Raw genomic sequence first — 20,689 nt, forward strand, 5'->3', positions numbered from 1 at the left:
AAACGCTACGTCGCCCGCGAGCTCTACCGACGCCTCGAAACCCCACCCCAACCACTTGACGCGGCATAGGAGCGTCCCGGCCGTACCGGCGGCACCGGCTGCGCCGGCGGTGGCTCCTGTCGGCGGCACCGGCTGCGCCGCCCTCGGCCGGGGGGATCGGCGTGGAAAGTAGGCTGGGGGCATGTGGCAGGCCGAGGTGCGCGTGGACCTGGACGCGATCCGCGAGAACGTGAGCCGGCTGAGGTCCGGCACCGCCGCCGAGCTGATGGCGGTGGTGAAGGGCGACGGCTACGGCCACGGCATGCTCCCGGCCGCCCGCGCCGCCCTCGACGCCGGCGCCGACTGGCTGGGGGTCTGCACGCTCGACGAGGCGCTCACGCTGCGCCGGGCCGGGATCACCGTGCCGGTGCTGGCCTGGCTCCTCGCGCCCGGGCTGCCGCTGCACGAGGGCGTCGCCGCCGGGGTCGACCTCGGCGTCGCCAGCCTGCCCCAGCTCGACGAGATGGTCGCGGCGGGCCGCGCCGCCGGTCGGCCGGCCCGGCTGCACCTCAAGATCGACACCGGGCTGGCCCGGGGAGGCGCGACCGTCGCCGACTGGCCGGCCCTGCTCGACGCCGCCGCCAAGGCGCAGGCCGACGGCCTGGTCGAGGTCGTCGGGGTGTGGAGCCACTTCGTGTACGCGGACTCGCCCGGCCACCCGACCATCGACCGCCAGCTCGCCGCCTTCCACGAGGGTCTGGGCATGGCCGAGCAGGCCGGCCTGCGGCCGCGCTACCGGCACCTGGCCAACTCGGCGGCAACCCTGACCCGGCCCGACACCCACTTCGACCTGGTCCGCCCCGGGCTCGCCGTCTACGGCCTCTCCCCGGTGGTCGGCGAGCGCTACAGGCTGCGCCCGGCGATGACCGCCCGGGCCCGGGTGATGCTCGCCAAGCGCGTCCCCGCCGGCTCCGGCGTCTCGTACGGGCACACCTACACCACCGAGCGGGCGGCGAACCTCGCGGTGGTGCCGCTCGGCTACGCCGACGGGGTGCCCCGGCACGCCTCGAACAGCGGCCCGGTGCAGCTCGGCGGCAAGCGCCGGACGATCTCGGGCCGGGTCTGCATGGACCAGTTCGTGCTCGACTGCGGCGACGACCCGGTGGCCGCCGGCGACGAGGTCACCCTCTTCGGCAGCGGCGCCGACGGGGGGCCCACCGCCGACGACTGGGCCGAGGCGGCCGGCACCATCAACTACGAGATCGTCACGCGGTTCGGCAGCACCCGGGTGCCGCGCGTCTACGACGGCGAACGCCCGTGACGACCCGTTCCCGCATCCCGCTGCCGCGTACCGGACACGCCAGGGCGGCCATCGGCGCGCTGGCCGCCGTCGGGGTCGCCGCCGCCGGGCTCGCGGCCGGCGTCGCCACCGAACGCGCCCTGGTCCGCAAGCTCAAGGCCGACCCCACCGACCGGTACGCCGGGGAGGTCTTCGGCGAGCAGCGGTACGACGATTCCTTCCGGCTGGAGATGCCCGACGGCACCGACATCCACGTCGAGGTGGTGGAGCCGACCCGGCCCGTGCCCGGCAACCCGACCGTGGTGCTGGTGCACGGCTTCTGCCTCGACATGGGCACCTTCCACTTCCAGCGCAAGCTGCTCGCCGAGCGGGGCGAGCACCGGATCGTCGCCTACGACCAGCCCGGGCACGGCCGGTCGGGGCGGCTGGAGACCGGCGAGTACGACCTCACCGCGCTCGGCCGGACGCTGCGCGAGGTGATCGACCGGACCGCCCCGGAGGGGCCGCTGGTGCTGGTCGGCCACTCGATGGGCGGAATGACCATCATGGCCTTCGCCGAGCTGTTTCCGGAGCTGTTCGGCGACCGGGTCGTGGGCACCGTGCTGATGGCCACCTCGGGCGGCCTGATCGCCGAGACCAAGCTGGTCGCGCCCGCCCTGCTCGGCCGGGTCGGCGCGCCGGTGCTGCACATGGTCGGCAACGTCACCCGCTACGGCGGCCCGGTGATCGACCGGGCGCGCAGGTCCACCACCAACGTGGCCTGGCTGCTCACCCGCAAGTACGGCTTCGGCACCCGCCAGCCCAGCCCGGCCCTGGTGTCGTACGTCGAGACGATGAACTCCCGCACCTCCGCCGACACGGTGACGCGCTACCTGCGGACGCTGGCCACGCACTCCCGGTTCCCGGCGCTCGCCGCGCTGGCGGACACCCCCGTGCTGGTGGTCGTCGGCGACAAGGACATGATCACCCCCGTGACGCACTCCGAGGAGATCGTCCGGCGACTGCCGCACGCCGAGTTCGTCAAGATCTCGGACAGCGGGCACGTGGTGATGCTGGAGCACGCCGCCGAGGTCAACGCGGCGCTGCTGCGGTTCCTGGAGGCGTTGTGAGCCACGTCGTGAAGCTGCCGACCGTCGACGACACCCACGAGTTCGGGCGGCGGCTGGCCGGGCTGCTGCGTGCCGGCGACCTGCTGCTGCTGACCGGGCCGCTCGGCGCCGGCAAGACCGCGCTGACCCGGGGCGTCGGGGCCGGGCTCGGGGTGCTCGGGGACGTCACCTCGCCCACCTTCGTGATCGCCCGGGTGCACCGGCCCGACCCGGCCCGGGGCGGCACGGTGGCGCTGGTGCACGCCGACGCGTACCGGCTGGGGGACGCCGCCGACCCGCGCGCCGAGATCGACGACCTCGACCTGGACGCCTCGGTGGACGAGTCGGTGACCGTGGTGGAGTGGGGCGAGGGCCTGGTCGAGCAGCTCGTCGACGCCCACCTGCGGGTACGCCTCGACCGGCGCGACGACGACACCCGGGTGGTCGAGCTGGAGCCGGTCGGCGGCGACTGGGCACAGCGCCTGACCGCCCTCGGGTGAGCGCTGTCGTACCGGCTGCCTAGAGTGCGCGGGACGGACCCGACAGGCGAAAGGTTGCCGATGCCCGACGACGCCCCCACCCTGGACCTGCTGGCGCTGCTGCCGGAGGACTGGCGTGCCGTGCTCACCCCGCACCTCGACCCGGCCCGCACCGCCGCGCTGGCCGAGTTCGTCGCGGGCGAGTACGCGACCCGCACCGTCTTCCCGCCGGTCGAGGACCTCTTCTCGGCCTACCGGCTCTGCGCGCCGGCCGACTGCCGGGTGCTGATCCTCGGGCAGGATCCCTACCACAAGGCGGGGCAGGCCCACGGGCTCAGCTTCAGCGTGCGGGAGGGCGTGAGCGTGCCGCCGTCGCTGCGCAACGTCTTCAAGGAGCTGGGCGAGGACCTCGGCGTGCCGAAGCCGCGCGGCGGCAACCTGAGCGGCTGGGCGGCGCAGGGCGTGCTGCTGCTCAACGCCGTGCTCACGGTCCGCGAGGCGACGCCCGGCTCGCACGCCAACCGCGGCTGGGAGGAGTTCACCGACGCCACCATCCGGGCGCTCGACGCGATGGACTCGCGGGTGGTCTTCCTGCTCTGGGGCGGCTACGCGCGCAAGAAGGCGGCCCTGGTGACCAACCCGCGGCACGTGGTGCTGGAGGCCGGGCACCCCAGCCCGATGAACCCGCGCGGCTTCCTGGGCAGCCGCCCGTTCAGCGCGGCCAACAAGGCGCTCGCCGACGCCGGCCTGCCCACGGTCGACTGGGAGCGCTCCGCCGGCTGACAGCTGCGCACTTTCGCGGTCACCGCGCGGTCACCGTCCGTTGTAGCCTGTGCCTCGAGCGGTCGGCGAGCCGGGAGGCGGCGATGGCGGCGACGATCAGCGAACAGCGGTGGCGGGTGGCGCGGACGGCACTGGCGGAGCAGACCGACCGCTTCCTCGACCTGGTCCGCGCCACCCCACCCGAGGCCATGGCCACCGCCCACTGGTCGGTGGCCGACACGCTGGCCCACGTGGGCTCCCTGGCGTGGTACTACGCGTGCCTCGTGGACCCGGACCATCCGCCCCTGCCGGTGCCGGGTCTGCACCGGCAGCTCCCGGACGTCACCGTCGACACGGTGGCGGACTTCAACGACGTGCTGCTGCGGCACCTCACCGAGCGCGAGCCGCAGGCCCTGGCCGACCGGTTGCGGGCCGACGTCGGGCGGCTCCTGGCGGTCTGCGAGGGGCAGCGCCCCGACGAGACGGTGCCCTGGCTCGGCGGGGCCCGGGTGCCCCTCGCCGGCCTCTGCGCGCACCTGGTCAACGAGCTGCTCATCCACGGTCACGACGTCGCCCGCGTCGCCGGACGGCCGTGGTCGCTCCCCGGCCGGGACGCCGCGCTGTTCATGGAGCTGTTCGTGGCCGGGGTGGTCCGGCACGGCTACGGGCGGCTCATCGACGGCGGCGCGCCGCCGAGCGAACGCCCCGTCGTGGTCGAGTTCCGCTCGGCGTACGCGGCCCCGGTCCGGCTCCTGCTGCACCGGGGCCGGATGACGTTCGCCGACCCCGCAGCCCGGGCCGACGCCCGGATCGACCACGACCCCGGCACGCTCAACCTGATGATGTTCGGCCGGGTCAGCCGCGCCCGGGCGGTGCTCACCGGCAAGGTGCGCGTCAGCGGGCGGCGCCCCTGGCTGCTGCCGGCCTTCCTGCGCAAGTTCCGCACCCCGAGTTGACCCCGGCCGCCCGTCCCGCCCGCCGGCCCGTTTCGCCACCCGCCCCCGCCGCCACCGTCAGCCGCTCGCCGTCCGTCCCACCTGGCTGGGGCGTGACCGGGGTGACCACGGGGGCGACTAGGCTGGCTCACCGTGCTCGTACTGGTGGTGGACAGCTCGACCCCCGCGGTGACCGCGGCGCTGGTGGAGGTCGCGGCGGAGGGTGTCGCGACCCGCGCGCACCGCTGCACGGTCGACGCCCGCGCCCACGGTGAACTGCTCGCGCCGCAGGTCGACGCCGTGCTCACCGAGGCGGGCGCCCGCCCGGCCGACCTGGGCGCGATCGTCGCCGGGCTCGGCCCCGGCCCGTTCACCGGGCTGCGGGTGGGGCTGGTCACCGCCGCCACCATCGGCCAGGTGCTGGGCGTCCCGACGTACGGTGTCTGCTCGCTGGACGCCATCGGTCACCCGGCGGCCGCCGGCGAGCCGGTGCTGGCGGCGAGCGACGCGCGTCGCCGGGAGATCTACTGGGCGGTCTACGACGGCGCGGGCCAGCGGATCGTCGGCCCGGAGGTGTCCGCGCCGGCGGTCGCCGCCGAGCGCGCCCGCGGCCTGGCCGTCACGGCCGCGGTCGGCGACGGCGCGCACCGGTACGCGGACGTGCTGGGCCTGCCCGTGCGGGACGAGCCCCGCTACCCGGACGCGGGCGTGCTGGCGACCCTGGCCGCCGAGCGCATCCGGGCCGGCGCCCCCTCGGAGGCGCTCACCCCGCTCTACCTGCGCCGCCCGGACGCCGTGGCGGCGACCGCCCGCAAGCCGGTGCTGCCGTGACGGTTCGCCTGGAGCGGTTGCGGTGGTGGCACGTCGACGAGGTGCTGCCGATCGAGGCGGACCTGTTCGGCGCCGAGCAGTGGTCGGCGGCGATGTTCTGGAACGAGCTGGCCAACGGGCACTTCTACCTGGTCGCCACCGGCGACGACGGCGACCTGCTCGGCTACGCCGGGCTCGCCGTGGCCCCGCCCGACGAGGCGTGGGTGCAGAACGTCGCGGTGCGCCGGGACGCCCAGCGGCGCGGCGTCGGCCGGCTCCTGCTGGAGGCGCTGCTCGCCGAGGCCGCCCGGCTCGGCGTCCGCAGCGTCCTGCTGGAGGTCGCGGCGGACAACGCCCCCGCCCAGAAGCTCTACGCGACGTACGGCTTCGAGCCGATCGGCGTGCGGCGCGGCTACTACCAACCGAGCAACACCGACGCGCTTGTCATGCAGCGCGAGGCTGGACGTGAGCGATGAGCGACGAGCCCCTGATCCTCGGCATCGAGACCTCCTGCGACGAGACCGGGGTCGGCATCGTACGCGGGCACACCCTGCTGGCCGACGCGCTCGCCTCCAGCGTCGAGCAGCACGCCCGCTTCGGCGGCGTGGTGCCCGAGGTGGCCAGCCGGGCCCACCTGGAGGCCATCGTGCCGACCATGGACCGGGCGTTGAAGGAGGCGGGGGTGACCCTCGCCGACATCGACGCGATCGCGGTCACCTGCGGGCCGGGGCTGGCCGGCGCGCTGCTGGTGGGGGTGGCCGCCGCGAAGGGCTACGCGCTCGCCGCCGAGAAGCCGGTCTACGGCGTCAACCACCTGGCCGCGCACGTCGCCGTGGACACCCTGGAACACGGCCCGCTGCCCGAGCCGGCGATCGCCCTGCTGGTCTCCGGCGGGCACTCCTCGCTGCTGCTCGTCGACGACCTGGCCCGGGGCGTCACCCCGCTCGGCGCCACCATCGACGACGCGGCCGGCGAGGCGTTCGACAAGGTGGCCCGGCTGCTCGGGCTGCCGTTCCCCGGCGGCCCGTACATCGACCGGGAGGCCCGGGCCGGCGACCCGGCGGCCATCGGCTTCCCACGCGGCCTGACCGCCCCCAAGGACCTCGCCGCCCACCGCTACGACTTCTCCTTCTCCGGACTGAAGACGGCGGTGGCCCGGTGGGTCGAGGCGCGGCAGCGCGCCGGCGAGCCGGTGCCCGTCGCCGACGTGGCCGCGTCCTTCCAGGAGGCGGTCTGCGACGTGCTGGTACGCAAGGCGCTGGACGCCTGCCGCTCCACCGGCGTCGAGACGCTGGTGATCGGCGGGGGCGTGGCGGCCAACTCCCGGCTGCGGGCGATGGCCGAGGACCGTGCCGCCGCGTACGGCATCCGGGTCCGGGTGCCCCGACCCGGGCTCTGCACGGACAACGGCGCGATGGTCGCCGCCCTCGGCTCGCACCTGGTCGCCTCGGGTGTCGCGCCGAGCCGGCTGGACCTGCCCGCCGACTCCGCCATGCCGCTGACGACAGTCAGCGTCTGAATCCCGAGGATGGCTGACGTGATCGTGCGGATGTGGGAGGCGCGGGCGGAGCCGTACGGCGCCGCGGACCTGATCACCTGGGTGTGCGACACCGCGCTGCCCGAGTTCGAGCACGACCCGATGCACCTGTCCAGCGAGGTGTTCTCCTCCACCGACCACCGGGTGGTGGTCATCTCCAAGTGGCGCAGCAACCCGCGTCCGCTGCCGGAGCCCCCGGCGACGCTGCTGGCCCGCCCGCCGCACTCCTGGGACTTCACGCAGGTCGACCGCTGAGGCCGGGCCGGCCGGGCGACGGCGGAAGACACGTGAGCCGCAGCACGCCGAGGCGGTAATTGGTTGGCGGGGTGACCGGTCCGCCACCTAGCGTCGGTGGGCCATGCGCTTCTCACCGGCCGGTGACCCCGGCGTACCCGACATCCGCTCGGCGACCCGCTACCTCGTGTGGCTGGCCGGGCGGCACAAGGCGCTGCTCACCGTCGGCATCCTGCTGGGCGTCGTCTGGATGGTCGCCCAGGCGCTGGTGCCGGCGGCCGTCGGCCGGGCCGTAGACGGGCTCACCCGCCGGGACGAGGACGCGCTGCTCACCTGGGGACTGGTGCTGCTCGGGCTGGGCGTGCTCCAGGCCGTCGCGGGGATCCTGCGGCACTACTGCGCGGTGCACAACTTCCTCGCCGGGGCGTACCGGACGGTGCAGTTGACCGTGGGCGCGGCGAACCGGCTCGGCGCCGCGCTGCCCCGCCGGGTCTCCGCCGGCGAGGTGGTGAGCATCGGTACGGCCGACATCAGCCAGATCGGTGCGGCCATCGACATCACCGCCCGGGGCGCCGGCGCGATCGTGGCGATCGTGACCGTCGGGGTGCTCCTGCTCGGCGCCTCCGTGCCGCTCGGGCTGGTCGTGGTGCTCGGCGTGCCGCTGCTGATGGCGGTCGTCGGGCTGCTCATCCGGCCGCTGCACCGGCAGCAGCAGGCGTACCGGGACTCGGAGGGGGCGCTGACCGCCCGGGCCGGCGACATCGTCTCCGGGCTGCGGGTGCTGCGCGGCGTCGGCGGCGAGCCGGTGCTCTCCGCCCGCTACCGGTCGCGCTCGCAGGCGCTGCGCGCCGACGGCCTGCGGGTGGCCCGCATCGAGTCGCTGCTGGAGGCGGCCCAGGTGCTGCTCCCGGGGGCGTTCCTGGTGTTGGTCACCTGGCTGGGCGCCCGGTTCGCGCTGCGTGGCGAGATCAGCGCCGGTGAGCTGGTGGCGTTCTACGGCTACACGGCGTTCCTGGTCAGCCCGCTGCGGCAGCTCACCGAGGCGGTGGACAAGCTGACCCGGGGGCACGTCGCCGCCCGGCGGGTGGTGCGGCTGCTGCGCCTCACCCCGGAACTGCTCGACCCGGCCCGCCCGACCGCCCTGCCGGACGGCCCCGGCGAGCTGGTCGACGTGGCCTCCGGCGTGACGGTACGGCCGGGCCGGTTCACCGCGCTCGCCGCCACCGCCCCCGAGGACGCGGCGGCGGTCGTGGACCGCCTCGGCCGGTACGTCGACTCGGACGCGATGCTGCACGGCGTACCGCTGCGGGAGGTGGCGCTGGCGACGGTGCGGGAGCGGATCCTGGTGGCCGACAACGACGCGCACCTGTTCACCGGCCCGCTCCGCGCGGAGCTGGACCCGCGCGACCGGGCCGACGACGCGACGGTCGCGGCGGCGCTGGCGGCGGCGAGCGCGACCGACGTCGTCGAGGCCCTGCCGGCGGGGCTGGACAGCGCGGTCGCCGAGCGCGGCCGGGAGTTCTCCGGCGGCCAGCAGCAGCGGCTGCGGCTGGCCCGGGCGCTGGTCGCCGACCCGGAGACCCTGCTGCTGGTGGAGCCGACCAGCGCAGTGGACGCGCACACCGAGGCCCGCATCGCGGACCGGCTCGGCGCCGCCCGGGCGGGCCGGACCACCCTGGTCTGCACCACCAGCCCGCTCGTGCTGCACCGCGCCGACCACGTGATCTTCGTGGAGGACGGCAAGGTGGTGGCCGAGGGGTCGCACAGCGCACTGCTCGACGGCGAGCCGCGCTACCGGGCGACGGTCAGCCGGGGGGAGGACTGATGGCCACCGCACTGCCGGTCGCCGACGGGCGCCAGGTGCGCCGCTACGCCCGCACGCTGGCCCGCCGGCATCCGAGGGCGCTCGGGGCCGCGCTCGGCCTGCACGCGTTGGCCGCCGCGGCCGGCCTGGTCGCGCCGTGGCTGCTCGGCGACCTGGTCGAGGGGATCTCCCGGGGCACGTCCGGCGTCACCGTGGACCGGATCGCCGTGCTGATCGCCGGGTTCGTGCTGGTGCAGTCGGTGCTGGTCCGCTTCGCCCACCTGGCGTCGGCCCGGCTCGGCGAGCGGGTGCTGGCCGAGCTGCGCGAGGAGTTCGTCGACCGGATCATGGCGCTGCCGCTGGCCACCGTGGAGCGGGCCGGCACGGGCGACCTGCTCACCCGGACGTCCCGGGACGTCTCGGCGCTGTCGCGGACGGTCCGGTTCGCGGTGCCGGAGACACTGATCGCGGTCGTCACCGGCTGCTTCATCGTCGGCGCGCTGCTCCTCGTCGACCCGCTCTTCGCGCTGCCCTGCCTGCTCGCGGTGCCGCTGCTGTGGGCCGGCACCCGCTGGTACCTGCGCCGCGCGCCTGCCGGCTACCTGCGGGAGAACGCCGCCTACTCCGACATCACCGACGGCATCAGCGAGACCGTCGAGGGTTCGCGGACCACGGAGGCGCTGCGGCAGCAGGCGCGCCGCCGGGCCCGCACCGACGCCGACATCCGCCGGTCGTACGCGGCCGAGCGCTACACCCTGCGGCTGCGTACGGTGTTCTTCCCGATCGCCGAGATCGGCTACGTGCTGCCAGTGGTGGCCACGCTGATCATCGGCGGCTGGTTCCACCTGAAGGGCTGGGTGAGCCTCGGCGAGGTCACCGCCGCCACGCTCTACGTGCAGGCGTTGATCGACCCTGTCGACCGGCTGCTCTCCTGGCTGGACGAGTTGCAGGTCGGCGGCGCCTCCATGGCGCGCCTGCTCGGGGTGGCCGACGCCGACCCGCCGGCCGGCTCCCCGACCCGGCCCGCCGTGGGCTCTGCGGGCCCGCCCGATCCTTCGCCACCGGGGGACCGGCGGCTCGCCGCCCGGGACGTCCGGTACGCGTACCGGGAGGGCCGGGACGTGCTGCACGGGGTGACCCTGCTGCCGGAGCCGGGGGAGAAGCTGGCCATGGTGGGGCCCTCGGGCGCCGGCAAGTCCACGCTCGGCCGGCTGCTCGCCGGGGTGCACGCGCCCCGTACCGGCTCGGTCACGGTGGCCGGTCGGCGACTCGACGAGCTGCCCCTGTCCGAGTTGCGTACGCACGTCGCCCTGGTCACCCAGGAGCACCACGTCTTCATCGGCACGCTGCGGGAGAACGTGGCGATGGTGCGACCGGGCGCCGACGAGGCGGCCGTGAGGTCGGCGCTGGCCGCCGTCGACGCGTTGGAGTGGGCCGACGGGCTGCCGGACGGGCTGGACACCGTGGTCGGCGCCGGCGGGCATCCACTGTCGCCCGCGCAGGCGCAGCAGCTGGCGCTGGCGAGGCTGGTGCTGGCCGACCCGCACACCCTGGTGCTGGACGAGGCCACCTCGTTGATCGATCCCCGCGCCGCCCGGCACCTGGAGCGGTCCCTCGCGGCCGTCCTCCAGGGCCGTACGGTCGTGGCCATCGCGCACCGCCTCTTCTCGGCGCACGACGCCGACCGGGTGGCGGTGGTGGAGGACGGCCGGATCGCCGAGATCGGCTCGCACGACGAACTGGTCGCAGCCGACGGCTCCTACGCGGCCCTCTGGCGCTCCTGGCACGGCACCGGCTCCTGATACGCCGCGTGACGTGCCGGGTCTGCGGCCGTCGCGGTCGATGCCGGCGGGCGGGGTGCCCGTTTCCGGGTTCGAGGGTGCCGTGCCGGACCGCCGTACCACGATGGTGGAGCGGCAGGCGACCGGCGCGTACCCGTCACCGTGCCGTGGGCCGGTGACGGGGGTGCGACGTGGGCGGTCTCGAACTGATCGTGGTGCTGGGCGTCACGGTGCTGGTCGGCACGACCCTCGGCGGACGGTACAGCGTGGCGCCCCCGGTCCTGCTCATCACGATGGGCGCGCTGCTCGCGCTCCTGCCGCCGCTGTCCCACGTGGTGCTGGAGCCCGACGTGGTGCTGCTGCTGTTCCTGCCGGCGATCCTCTACAAGGAGAGCATCACCACCAGCCTGCGCGAGATCCGCACGAACCTGCTCGCGATCGCGTTGCTCGCGGTGGGGCTGGTGGTGGCGACGATGGTCGCGGTGTCGCTCGTCGTGCAGCGGTTCGGCGTGGACCCGGCCGCCGCCTGGGTGCTCGGCGCGGTGCTCGCGCCGACCGACGCGGCGGCGGTCGCGGGCCTGGCCAAGCGGATGCCGCGCCGGATCCTGACCACTCTGCACGCGGAGAGCCTGATCAACGACGGCACCGCGCTGGTGCTCTTCTCCGTCGGGTTGGGCCTGATCGTGGGCGGCACCAAGCCGGGGCTACTCGGGCTGACCGAGCGGTTCGTCCTCGCGTCGACCGGTGGCGTCGCCGCCGGCCTGCTGGTCGGCTGGGCGGTGATCCTGCTCCGGCGTCGGCTCGACGACCCACTGCGCGAGGGCGCGCTGAGCGTCCTCACGCCGTTCGTCGCGTTCCTCCTCGCCGAGCTCGTGCACGCCAGTGGCGTCCTGGCGGTGGTGGTCGCGGGCCTCGTGCTGGCGTACGCCGCCCCCCGGGTCATCCGGGCCCGCTCCCGGGTGCTGGCGTACGGCTTCTGGGACCTCGCCACGTTCCTGATCAACGGCGGGCTCTTCGTGCTCCTGGGGATGCAGATCCCGCGCGCCCTGCGCGACGTGACCAGCCTGTCGGTGATGCGGGCGCTGGTCATCGCGGTGGTGGTGACCGTCGTGGTCGTGGCGACCCGGATGGCGTGGGTCCACCTGGCGGCGTTCGCCTTCCTGGTCGTCGACCGCCGGGCGGCGCAGCAGGACGAGCGGGTCGACTGGCGGGTGCGGACGGCGGCCGGGTGGGCGGGGTTCCGGGGTGCGGTCTCCCTCGCGGCCGCCCTCGCGGTGCCGGTGACCACGCCCACCGGCACACGCGTGCACGAGCGTGATCTGATCATCTTCGCCACCGCCGTGGTCATCCTGCTGACGATGCTGATCCAGGGCACCACGCTGCCCGCCGTCGTCGGGTGGGCGGGCCTGGTCGGCGACACCCGGCGGGTCGGCGAGCTGCGGCTGGCCCGGATGCGGGCCACCGAGGCCGCGCTGGCGGTGCTGCCCGAGGTCGCGGACCGGCTCGGCGCGGCGCCGGACGCGGTCGACCGGATCCGGGCGGACTACGAGCAGCACCTCGACGACGTCCGCTCCACCGACGACGAGAGCCGGTCGGCGGAGCAGGCCCGGGACCTCGACCGGCGGCTGCGGCTGGCGGTGCTCGAACACAAGCGGCGCGAGATGACCAGGCTGCGGGACACGAACGAGATCGACGACATCGTCCTGCGGGAATTGCAGGCCGTCCTCGACATCGAGGAGATCCGCTTGCTGGGCCCGGAGGTCAACGAGTAGCAGTGGCCGGCCGCCGCACCGGCCGCGCGCGCCGCGTGGACGTGCCGGGCGTGCGGGCGTGCTGGCCGCGCGGGCGTGCTGGCCGCGCGGGCGTGCCGGACGTGCCGGACGTGCTGGCCGCGCGGGCGTGCTGGCCGCGCGGGCGTGCTGGCCGCGCGGGCGTGCTGGCCGCGCGGGCGTGCCGGACGTGCTGGCCGCGCGGGCGTGTTGGGCGTGCGGGCCGCACCGATGTGCCGCCACGCGGCCGACCGCTGAGCGGACCCTGTCGCCGGTAACTCATCGTGACGACGCGCGCGAGAGGCCGCTAATGTCACGCACGGTAGTCGAATTTGCCTGGCTTCCGAGCGCGAGGGGACTCGTTTTCGGCACTGAGCCTGCTGACCAGCGGTTTCTTCTCGCGGTCACCGAGCCGGCTGATTGCCCTCACGCTCCCTTTGCTCTGCAGCCGCAGACGCACCAGCCACCGTCCGTAGCTGGTGCGTGGATGGCTGCAGAGCAAAGGGGGCGAGGCGAGTGCTCGGTGGCGACGGTGTGACACCTCTGGCGATCACTCAAGGTAACGTCGGCGGCCGGGTCGCGAATAGCAGGGCCGTGAAGAGCCACGCCGCCACGCCGCCACGCCGCCACGCCGCCACGCCGCCACGCCGCCACACCGCCAAGGCGCCAAGGCGCCAGGGCACCAGCCGCAGGATCGCCGGCCTTCCGGCCCGTGGCCGCCGGAGGACGCCGTGGTCAGGTGCGGCGCAGGATGCGGTACGTGGCGACGCCTCCCGTGCCGAGCGCGGCGAGGAAGACCAGCCAGACGACCGTGCTGCTGACCCCGATCGGCGGGCCGGAGTTGGCGGAGGCGGCGGCGAGCAGGCCGTCGTCGCCGGGGGCGGGCAGGGCGGCCGGCGGCAGTTCCGGCCAGCGCACCAGCCCGGTGCTCTCCAGCATCTGCATGTGGTGCAGGACGAACCGGTTGGCGTCGTCGGCGAGCTTGCGGATCACCGGGTCGCGGGTACTGGCGCGGACCGCCCCGATGACCGGGAAGATCTTGCCGTGGGCGACCCGGAGCCGGGTGACGAAGATCTGGTCGAAGCGGGCGCCGGAGGCGTTCTGCATCTCCGTCAGCCAGCCCTTCTGCTCGGCCGTCGGGTCGCTCGGGATGCTCGCCCCGAGCTTGTTGGCCGCCTCGACCGTGAGCCGGTCCAGTTCCTCGTGCTCGGTGGCGATGCCGGCGCCGATCTCGCGCACCTTCGCGCTCTGCCCCTTGTCGGCGGCCAGCTGCCCGGCCGGCATCTCCCAGAGCCCGGCCAGGCGTACCCCGTTGAGCAGGGCGGCGTCGGCCGCGTTGAGCTGTTGCCCGCCCGGCGCGGCGACGGCCACGCCGGGCAGCACCCCGAGTCCGGCGGCGATCGTGACGAGCAGCGCCGCCAGGCGACTGCTGCGGTGTCCCTGTCGGCGACGGGCGGATCTGAGCGGTGCCATGTCCGTGCTGTCTCCTCGGTCCGGTCCGAAACGAGTCCGGGCCGGGCGACGCCTCCGCCTTCGCCCGTCCGCGCACTGGTACGGACGGACCGACCGATCGGTTCACCGGGCCGGCCCGCCGGCTCCGGCACCTGCCCACCATTCGTCGGCACGGCACGGCACGGGGCGGGGCGGGGCGGCACGGCACGGGCGGACGGGGTGGGTGGGGCGGGACCGGTCAGCCGACGTCGAGGGGGTCGGCGAGCAGGCGCTCGAAGGCCAGTTCGGCGGCGCCGATCAGCGCCGCGTCCTCCCCGAGCTTCGGGGTGCGCAGCCGGACGTGCTCCAGGCAGGCCGGCAGGGCCATCGAGTTGAGCCGGCTGCGCACCTGGGCCGCCGCCGCGAGGTAGAGGTCCCGCATGCCGCCGCCGAAGATGACCATCTCCGGGTTGAAGATGTTCACCAGGTTGGCCACCCCGAAGCCGAGCCAGTCGCCGGCCTGGCGTACCGCCGTCTGCGCCCGTAGGTCGCCCCGGTCGGCGGCGTCGAAGACGGCCAGCAGCGCGTCGCGGCCCCGCGCGTCGGAGTGACCGGCCGCGCGCAGCAGCGCGTGCTCGCCGATCTCGGTCTCCCAGCAGCCCCGGGAGCCGCACTCGCAGGGCGCGCCGTCCCGGACGACCACCATGTGGCCGACCTCGCCGCCGTAGCCGCCGTGCCCGGTCAGCCGGCGCCCACCGGCGATGATGCCGGCGCCGACGCCCACGTCCCCGTACAGGTAGATGACGTTGTCGCAGCCGGCCGCCGCGCCCCGGGCGTGCTCGGCGAAGGCCGCCACGTCGGCCACGTTGCCGACCGTGACCGGCACGTCGCAGCCCAGCTCGGCGCCGAGCGCCGCGCCGATCGGCTCGTCCACCCATCCGGTGGTCGGGCCCAGCCGGACCAGCCCGTCGTCGCGGCGAACCATGCCGCAGACCGCGACGCCCGCGCCGACGCAGACGGCGTCCGCCGGCGCGCTCTGCTGCATCTCCTTGACCGCCCCGGCCAGCAGCGGGGCGGCCTCCGCGGCGGTGAGACCCCGGGGGCGGTCCAGCTCCCGGCGGTCGAGCACCGCGCCGCCGAGACCGATCCGCGCGGCGCGCAGCCGGTCCACCTCGATGCTGTACGCGTACGCGTGCACCCGGTCCGACTCGGGCCGGACGACCAGCGACGGTCGCCCGGCCCGACCGGTCTCCTTCGGCGTCCCCTCGCTGACCAGCCCGGCGCCGGCCAGGTCGGCGGTCAGCGCGCCGATGGTGCTGCGGTTGAGCCCCAGCGTGGTGGTGAGCTCGGCACGGGTGGTGGCCCCGTGCACGTGCACGTACCGCAGCAACGCGCCCAGGTTCTGCCGGCGGATCTCGTCCTGGCTCGGTCCTGCGCGCATCGCCGTCGTCACTTCCGGTGCCGCGCGGTCAGCGGTTGCCGGTGGCGGTGGAACGCCGGCGGGAGAACGCGTCCACGCTCGCGGCGAGCAGCAGCACCACGCCGGTGACCACGTACTTCACCCCCGAGCTGTATCCCATCAGGCCCATCCCGTTGTCGATGACCGCGACGACGGCGCCACCGAGGACGGCGTCGAGCACCCGGCCCTTGCCGCCGAAGAGGCTGGTGCCTCCGATGACGGCCGCGCCGACCGCGTAGAGCAGTACGTTACTGCCACCCGTGTTGGGGTCCACCGAGTTGGCCCGGCTGGCGGCGACGATGCCACCGACGGCGGCCATCGAGGAGCAGATCACGAAGACCGAGATACGGATGCGGTCCACGTTGATGCCCGCCCGGCGTGCCGCCTCCTTGTTGCCGCCCACCGCGTAGACGTGCCGGCCGTAGCTGGTGCGCTGGAGCACGAAGGTCCAGAAGACCAGCAGCACCGCGATGATCGGCACCACGATCGGCACGCCCTTGAGGGAGCTGATCACGATGTTGCGGCTGCGCTCCAGGTTGAGGATGAAGACCGCCGCGCCGAGGATGAGCGCCAACCCGCCGATCCGGGCGAATACCACCGCGATCGGGTCGGTCACCAGGCCCCGGGCGGCCCGCGTACGGTGCCGGAGCAGTTGCACGGCCGCGTAACCGGCGACCGCCACGGCGGCCAGCAGCCAGCCGAGGACGGGGGAGAGGTTGCGGTTGGCGATGGCGACCAGCACGTCGTCGCGGACCGAGATGTTGGTGCCCTCCTCCATGAGCATCAGCACGATGCCCTGGAAGGCGAGGAACCCGGCGAGGGTCACCACGAACGACGGGATGCCGATCTTCGCCACCAGGAAGCCGAGGGTGGTGCCGATCGCCACGCCGGTGACGATGGCGGCGAGCACGGCCACGTACCACGGGTAGCCGAGCACGGTGACGACGTTGGCGAGGATGGCGGCGCAGACCCCGCTGGCGAAGCCGGCGGAGAGGTCGATCTCGCCGAGCAGCAGGACGAAGACGAGCCCCATCGCGATCAGTGTGACCGCGGCACCCTGGGTGAACAGGTTGGCGAAGTTGCCGGCGGTGAGGAACGACGGCCGCATGATCGAGAAGACCGTGCAGAGCACGACCAGTCCGAGTACGGCGGGCAGCGCACCGATGTCGCCGCCGCGGACCCGGCTGACGTAGTTGCGGACGTGGCCGCCGAGGGTGGACGGCGGTGTGACGGCCCCCGGGCCGTCCTTCCGCACGACGGTGGTGGTCATCGGACGCCTCCTGCGTTGCTCTCGGCCGACTCGGCGCCGTGCCCGTTGCCGCCGTTGGCCGGCTCGGCGGCGAGCCCGAGCCCGCCGGAGCGGCCGGCGGTGATCAGCTCGACCACCTGTGAGTGGGTGATGTCGGTGGTCTTCACCTGGGCGACCATCTGGCCGAGGTAGAGCGCGGCGATCCGGTCGGAGACGGCGAAGACGTCGTTCATGTTGTGCGAGATGAGCACCACGGCGAGGCCGTTGTCGGCGAGCCGGCGGACGAGTTCGAGCACCTGGGCGGTCTGCGCGACGCCGAGCGCGGCGGTCGGCTCGTCGAGGATGACGAGCCTGCTGTTCCAGAGCACGGCCTTGGCGATCGCGACGGTCTGGCGCTGGCCGCCGGAGAGGCTGGAGACGTGCTGGCGCAGCGACTTCACGGTCCGCACGCTCAACCCGGCGAGGGTGTCGGCGGCCATCTGCTCCATGGTCGGCTCGTCGAGCACGATGCCGCTGCGCTTCTCCCGGCCGAGGAACATGTTCTGCACGATGTCGAGGTTGTCGCAGAGCGCGAGGTCCTGGTAGACGACCTCGATGCCGAGCTCGGCGGCGTCGCGGGGGCTGTTGATGGTCACCGGCCGGCCGTCGAAGCGGAACTCGCCGGCGTCGGTGGGGTAGATGCCGCTGATGCACTTGACGAGGGTCGACTTGCCGGCGCCGTTGTCGCCGACCAGCGCGGTCACCTCGCCCGGGTGGGCGGTGAAGGCGACGTCGCGCAGGACCTGGACGGGACCGAAGCTCTTGTCGATCCCGCGTAGCTCCAGCAGGGGGGTTGCGGACACGGGGGTCTCCTTCAGGTGGAGGGGAGGTCTCGGATCCCGTCCGGCGCGAACCGCCGCCCGGCACAGGTCCGTGCCGGGCGGCGTGCGCGTGGAATCGGGTACGGGTCAGCTGATGCCGGCGTCGGCGCAGAGCTTGGCGTACGCCCCGGCGCAGACCTCGTCCTTGGTGACGAAGCCGTCGGCGATGACGTCCTTGACGTTCTCCTTGAAGATCAGCTTCGGGGTCAGCAGGACCGACGGGACGTCCCGGCCGCCCTCCGGGTCCTTGACCGTCTGGCCGGTCTCCTTCTTCTCACCCTTGGCGACCGCGATGGCCAGGTCCGAGGCGGCCTTCGCCTCCTCCTTGATCGCCTTGTAGACGGTCATGCACTGGTCGCCGGAGAGGATGTTCTGCAGGCCCTGCGGGGTGGCGTCCTGGCCGGTCACCGGGACCCTGCCGTTGAGCTTGTTCTTCTTCAGCACCGAGATGGCCGCGTTGCCGAGGCCGTCGTTGGCGGCGAGCACGCCGTCGATCTTGCCGCCGGTCTGGGTCAGCATCTGCTCGAAGATGGTGGCCGCCCGGGCGTTGTCCCACTCCGGAACGTTCTGGTCCGGGCCCTTGGTGTACTCCTTCGAGTCGAACTTCGGCTTGAGCACCGAGTCGTACCCGTTCTTGAACAGGGTGGCGTTGTTGTCGGTCGGGGCGCCGTTCAAGTAGGCCACGACCGGGTTCTTGGCGCCCTTGTCGGTCAGGCACTTGCTCAGGCCCTCGCCCTGGAGCTTGCCGACGACCTCGTTGTCGAAGCTGACGTAGTAGGTCGCCGAGCCGCCCAGGGTGAGGCGGTCGTAGTCGATGGTCGCCACGCCCTGGGACTTGGCCTTGTCGAGCACGGCCTTGCCGGTGCCGGAGTCCAGGTTGACGATCATCAGCGCGGTGACCCCGCTGGTGATCATCTGGTCGGCGATGGTCTGGAACGCGCTCTTGTCGCCCTCGGCGTTCTGGATGGTGTAGTCGACGCCAGCGGCCTTGAACGCCTCCTCCAGGAACTTGCGGTCCGCGCCCTCCCAGCGGGCGGAGGACTTGCTGTCCGGCAGGATCACGCCGATCTTCGGCTTCTTCTCGGTGGAGCCGCCGGCATCGGAACCGGAGTCGTCGCCGCAGGCGGTCAGGCTGCCGGCGGCCAGCAGGCCCACGGCGGCGAAGGTGAGGAAGCCCTTGCGCATCAGCAGGGTCCTTTCGGGGGTGGGGGATGATGTTGGTTTGTTGTGTCCGGCAACGTATTCCGCTTCGCGCCGTCGGCACAAGAGCGCCGAGGTGGCGAGTTTGTTGTCGGCAGTAACAATTCAGCAACGTCCCTGACACCCGGCCGTCGTCCACCGGGGAGCGCTCTCTCGTGGTCGACGGGAGCGGCGCAGCTCAGCGGGCCGACAGCGGGGCCGTGACCGCCCCGGTGAGGGCGACGAGGTCCTGCGGGGCGAGCTGGAGCTGGAGCCCGCGCCGGCCCGCCGAGACGTAGACGGTGGGATGGTCGAGCGCCGACGAGTCGAGCACCGTGGGCAGCCGGCGGCGCTGACCGAGCGGGCTGATCCCGCCGCGCACGTAGCCGGTCGCCCGCTCGGCGACCGCCCGGTCGGCCATGGCGGCCCGCTTGCCGCCGACCGCCGCGGCGAGCGCCTTGAGGTCCAGCTCGCCGGTGACCGGCACGACCGCCACCGTCAACGCGCCGTCGACCTCGGCGACCAGCGACTTGAAGACCCGCTCCGGCGGCACCCCCAGGGCCGCCGCGACCAGCGCGCCGTAGTGGGGCGCGTCCGGGGAGACGTCGTACGGATGGGTGCTGTGGGCGATCTTCCGCTTCGTCAGCAGCGCGGTCGCCGGAGTGCCCTGTCCCGCCATGACGGTCAAGCTAACCCGACCCCGCGCGACCCGCGAGCCGAAAAGGCCGGGCGCCCCGCGCGCTACCCGACCGGCTGGCAGACCAGCACCGTCGGCGCCCCGGCGACCCGGGTCAGTACCAGGCTGGCCGCCTCGTCCCCGGCCAGCCGCAGGTCCCGGCGGAGCTTCTCCGGCTCCAGGGCGGACCCGCGCTTGAGGATCTCCACCCGGCCGACCCGGCGCTCCCGCAGCAGCGCCCGCAGCCGCTTGAGCGAGAACGGCAGCACGTCGGTGACCTCCAGGCAGCGGGCGAACGGCGTCGGCGTCGGCGCGTCCGCGTAGAGGTAGGCGATGCTCGGGTCGGCCAGCGTCGCGCCCAGCGTCTCGGCCAGCTCCGCGACCAGGTGTGCGCGGACCACCGCCGGGTCGGGGTCGTACAGGAAGCGGCGCGCCGGGCCGACCGGTGCTTCGGCGTCCCCGGAGCCCGTCAACTGACAGCAGGGGACCCTTCCGCTACCGGAAGCGTCGACGGGGGACCCTTCCCTGACGCGCAGCAGGGTGGCGCGGCGGGGGACCTGCGCCAGCTCGCCGCACCACAGGGCCGCCTCGACCAGGTCGCCGTCGACGCTCACCCACTCCGCCTCGGCGCCCGCCGGGACCAGCGCGTGGTCGATGCCGGGCGCCACCTTCACGACGGTGTGCGGCACCCGCTCGGCCAGCCCGACCACGAAGTCCCAGGGCGGCGAGTAGGCGTTCGGGTCGAAGATCCGCCGCCCGGTGCCCGCCCTGCGCCGGGCCGGGTCGCAGAACACCCCGTCGACCCGGTCCACGTCGAACGCCGTGGCGTCGCCGCACTCCACCGTGAACAGCTCGGCCAGCCCGGCCGCCTCGGCGTTCGCGGCGGCCATCGCGGCGGTCAGCGGGTCGGCCTCCACGCCGTACACCCGGATGCCGGCGCGGGCGGCGGCGAGCGCGTCCGCGCCGAGGCCGCAGCCGAGGTCGGCGAGGACGCGCACCCCGGCGGCCCGCAGCCGCTCGGCCCGCCGGGCCGCGACGACACCCCGCGTGGCCTGCTCCAGCCCGGCGCGGGTGAGGAACATCCCCGCCGCCGCCGGCCCGAACTTGCCGACCGCCCGGCGGCGCAGCTCGGCCTGGGTGAGGGCGGCCGACGCCAGCCCGGCCGGCAGCCCCGTCGAGCGGAGCGCGGCCGCCGCGGTCAGCGGATCGCCGCCGGCCACCCGCGCGGCGGCGGCGAGCGCGGCCGACCCCTCGGGCGTACGCAGGGCGGCGAACTGGTCGAGATCCACCCGGTCATTGTGGTCGGCGGGCCCGACGCGCCGGCCGGCGGGTTGGCACTCTCCTTGACGGAGTGCTA

At 74.3% G+C, this 20,689-nt stretch carries 19 protein-coding genes; 12 read left to right on the forward strand and 7 right to left on the reverse strand.

Annotated elements, in window-relative coordinates:
• Positions 1–181: 181 nt before the first annotated feature.
• The 12 genes from alr to ACPXCB_RS09315 all read left to right on the forward strand — a co-directional run bounded on the left by alr (position 182) and on the right by ACPXCB_RS09315 (position 12,481).
• Positions 182–1,300, forward strand: coding sequence for an alanine racemase (gene alr, locus ACPXCB_RS09260; RefSeq protein ID WP_425874005.1), 1,119 nt, complete (start codon positions 182–184; stop codon positions 1,298–1,300).
• Positions 1,297–2,388: an alpha/beta fold hydrolase gene (locus ACPXCB_RS09265; protein WP_425874007.1), complete on the forward strand. Its 1,092-nt coding sequence runs from the start codon at positions 1,297–1,299 to the stop codon at positions 2,386–2,388. The genes alr and ACPXCB_RS09265 overlap by 4 nt, the downstream gene beginning before the upstream one ends.
• Positions 2,385–2,867: a tRNA (adenosine(37)-N6)-threonylcarbamoyltransferase complex ATPase subunit type 1 TsaE gene (tsaE, locus tag ACPXCB_RS09270; protein ID WP_425874009.1), complete on the forward strand. Its 483-nt coding sequence runs from the start codon at positions 2,385–2,387 to the stop codon at positions 2,865–2,867. The genes ACPXCB_RS09265 and tsaE overlap by 4 nt, the downstream gene beginning before the upstream one ends.
• 60 nt (positions 2,868–2,927) lie before the next feature.
• Positions 2,928–3,629 carry a uracil-DNA glycosylase gene (ung, locus tag ACPXCB_RS09275; protein ID WP_132230946.1) on the forward strand — a complete coding sequence of 234 codons (702 nt, stop codon included), beginning with the start codon at positions 2,928–2,930 and terminating at the stop codon, positions 3,627–3,629.
• Between the two features lie 83 nt (positions 3,630–3,712).
• Entirely contained in the window at positions 3,713–4,564 is an 852-nt protein-coding gene (locus ACPXCB_RS09280) for a maleylpyruvate isomerase family mycothiol-dependent enzyme (RefSeq protein WP_425874011.1), read from the forward strand.
• A 132-nt stretch (positions 4,565–4,696) separates the two neighbouring features.
• The gene (gene tsaB / locus ACPXCB_RS09285; RefSeq protein WP_425874013.1) at positions 4,697–5,374 is read left to right on the forward strand and encodes a tRNA (adenosine(37)-N6)-threonylcarbamoyltransferase complex dimerization subunit type 1 TsaB; all 678 of its coding nucleotides are present in this window, start codon (positions 4,697–4,699) and stop codon (positions 5,372–5,374) included.
• On the forward strand, positions 5,371–5,829 hold the full coding sequence (rimI, locus tag ACPXCB_RS09290; RefSeq protein ID WP_425874015.1) for a ribosomal protein S18-alanine N-acetyltransferase: 459 nt from the start codon (positions 5,371–5,373) through the stop codon (positions 5,827–5,829). Before tsaB ends, rimI begins: the two co-directional genes overlap by 4 nt.
• Entirely contained in the window at positions 5,826–6,872 is a 1,047-nt protein-coding gene (tsaD, locus tag ACPXCB_RS09295; protein WP_425874017.1) for a tRNA (adenosine(37)-N6)-threonylcarbamoyltransferase complex transferase subunit TsaD, read from the forward strand. The genes rimI and tsaD overlap by 4 nt, the downstream gene beginning before the upstream one ends.
• 18 nt (positions 6,873–6,890) lie before the next feature.
• Positions 6,891–7,145 carry a hypothetical protein gene (locus ACPXCB_RS09300; RefSeq protein WP_091627865.1) on the forward strand — a complete coding sequence of 85 codons (255 nt, stop codon included), beginning with the start codon at positions 6,891–6,893 and terminating at the stop codon, positions 7,143–7,145.
• A 103-nt stretch (positions 7,146–7,248) separates the two neighbouring features.
• The gene (locus ACPXCB_RS09305) at positions 7,249–8,949 is read left to right on the forward strand and encodes an ABC transporter transmembrane domain-containing protein (protein WP_425874019.1); all 1,701 of its coding nucleotides are present in this window, start codon (positions 7,249–7,251) and stop codon (positions 8,947–8,949) included.
• A complete protein-coding gene (locus tag ACPXCB_RS09310; protein ID WP_425874021.1) occupies positions 8,949–10,730 on the forward strand; it encodes an ABC transporter ATP-binding protein in 1,782 nt (593 codons plus the stop codon). The genes ACPXCB_RS09305 and ACPXCB_RS09310 overlap by 1 nt, the downstream gene beginning before the upstream one ends.
• Before the next feature lie 170 nt (positions 10,731–10,900).
• Positions 10,901–12,481 carry a Na+/H+ antiporter gene (locus tag ACPXCB_RS09315; RefSeq protein ID WP_425874023.1) on the forward strand — a complete coding sequence of 527 codons (1,581 nt, stop codon included), beginning with the start codon at positions 10,901–10,903 and terminating at the stop codon, positions 12,479–12,481.
• 732 nt (positions 12,482–13,213) lie between these two features.
• On the opposite strand, the gene ACPXCB_RS09320 is transcribed toward ACPXCB_RS09315, so the two are convergent.
• From ACPXCB_RS09320 to ACPXCB_RS09350, 7 genes are all read right to left on the reverse strand, one after another.
• On the reverse strand, positions 13,214–13,951 hold the full coding sequence (locus tag ACPXCB_RS09320; RefSeq protein WP_425874025.1) for a DUF4142 domain-containing protein: 738 nt from the start codon (positions 13,949–13,951) through the stop codon (positions 13,214–13,216).
• 217 nt (positions 13,952–14,168) lie between these two features.
• On the reverse strand, positions 14,169–15,350 hold the full coding sequence (locus tag ACPXCB_RS09325) for an ROK family protein (protein ID WP_425874027.1): 1,182 nt from the start codon (positions 15,348–15,350) through the stop codon (positions 14,169–14,171).
• Between the two features lie 28 nt (positions 15,351–15,378).
• A complete protein-coding gene (locus tag ACPXCB_RS09330; protein ID WP_425874029.1) occupies positions 15,379–16,638 on the reverse strand; it encodes a sugar ABC transporter permease in 1,260 nt (419 codons plus the stop codon).
• Entirely contained in the window at positions 16,635–17,459 is an 825-nt protein-coding gene (locus ACPXCB_RS09335) for an ATP-binding cassette domain-containing protein (RefSeq protein ID WP_425874031.1), read from the reverse strand. The genes ACPXCB_RS09330 and ACPXCB_RS09335 overlap by 4 nt, the downstream gene beginning before the upstream one ends.
• 105 nt (positions 17,460–17,564) lie before the next feature.
• Positions 17,565–18,662: a sugar ABC transporter substrate-binding protein gene (locus tag ACPXCB_RS09340; RefSeq protein ID WP_425874033.1), complete on the reverse strand. Its 1,098-nt coding sequence runs from the start codon at positions 18,660–18,662 to the stop codon at positions 17,565–17,567.
• Between the two features lie 193 nt (positions 18,663–18,855).
• The gene (ybaK, locus tag ACPXCB_RS09345) at positions 18,856–19,335 is read right to left on the reverse strand and encodes a Cys-tRNA(Pro) deacylase (RefSeq protein ID WP_357580248.1); all 480 of its coding nucleotides are present in this window, start codon (positions 19,333–19,335) and stop codon (positions 18,856–18,858) included.
• Positions 19,336–19,397: 62 nt separating this feature from the next.
• Entirely contained in the window at positions 19,398–20,621 is a 1,224-nt protein-coding gene (locus ACPXCB_RS09350; protein ID WP_425874036.1) for a THUMP-like domain-containing protein, read from the reverse strand.
• Positions 20,622–20,689 lie beyond the last annotated feature (68 nt).

This window comes from Micromonospora sp. DT62, from assembly GCF_049847285.1.
Classification (GTDB): Bacteria; Actinomycetota; Actinomycetes; order Mycobacteriales; family Micromonosporaceae; genus Micromonospora; species Micromonospora reichwaldensis.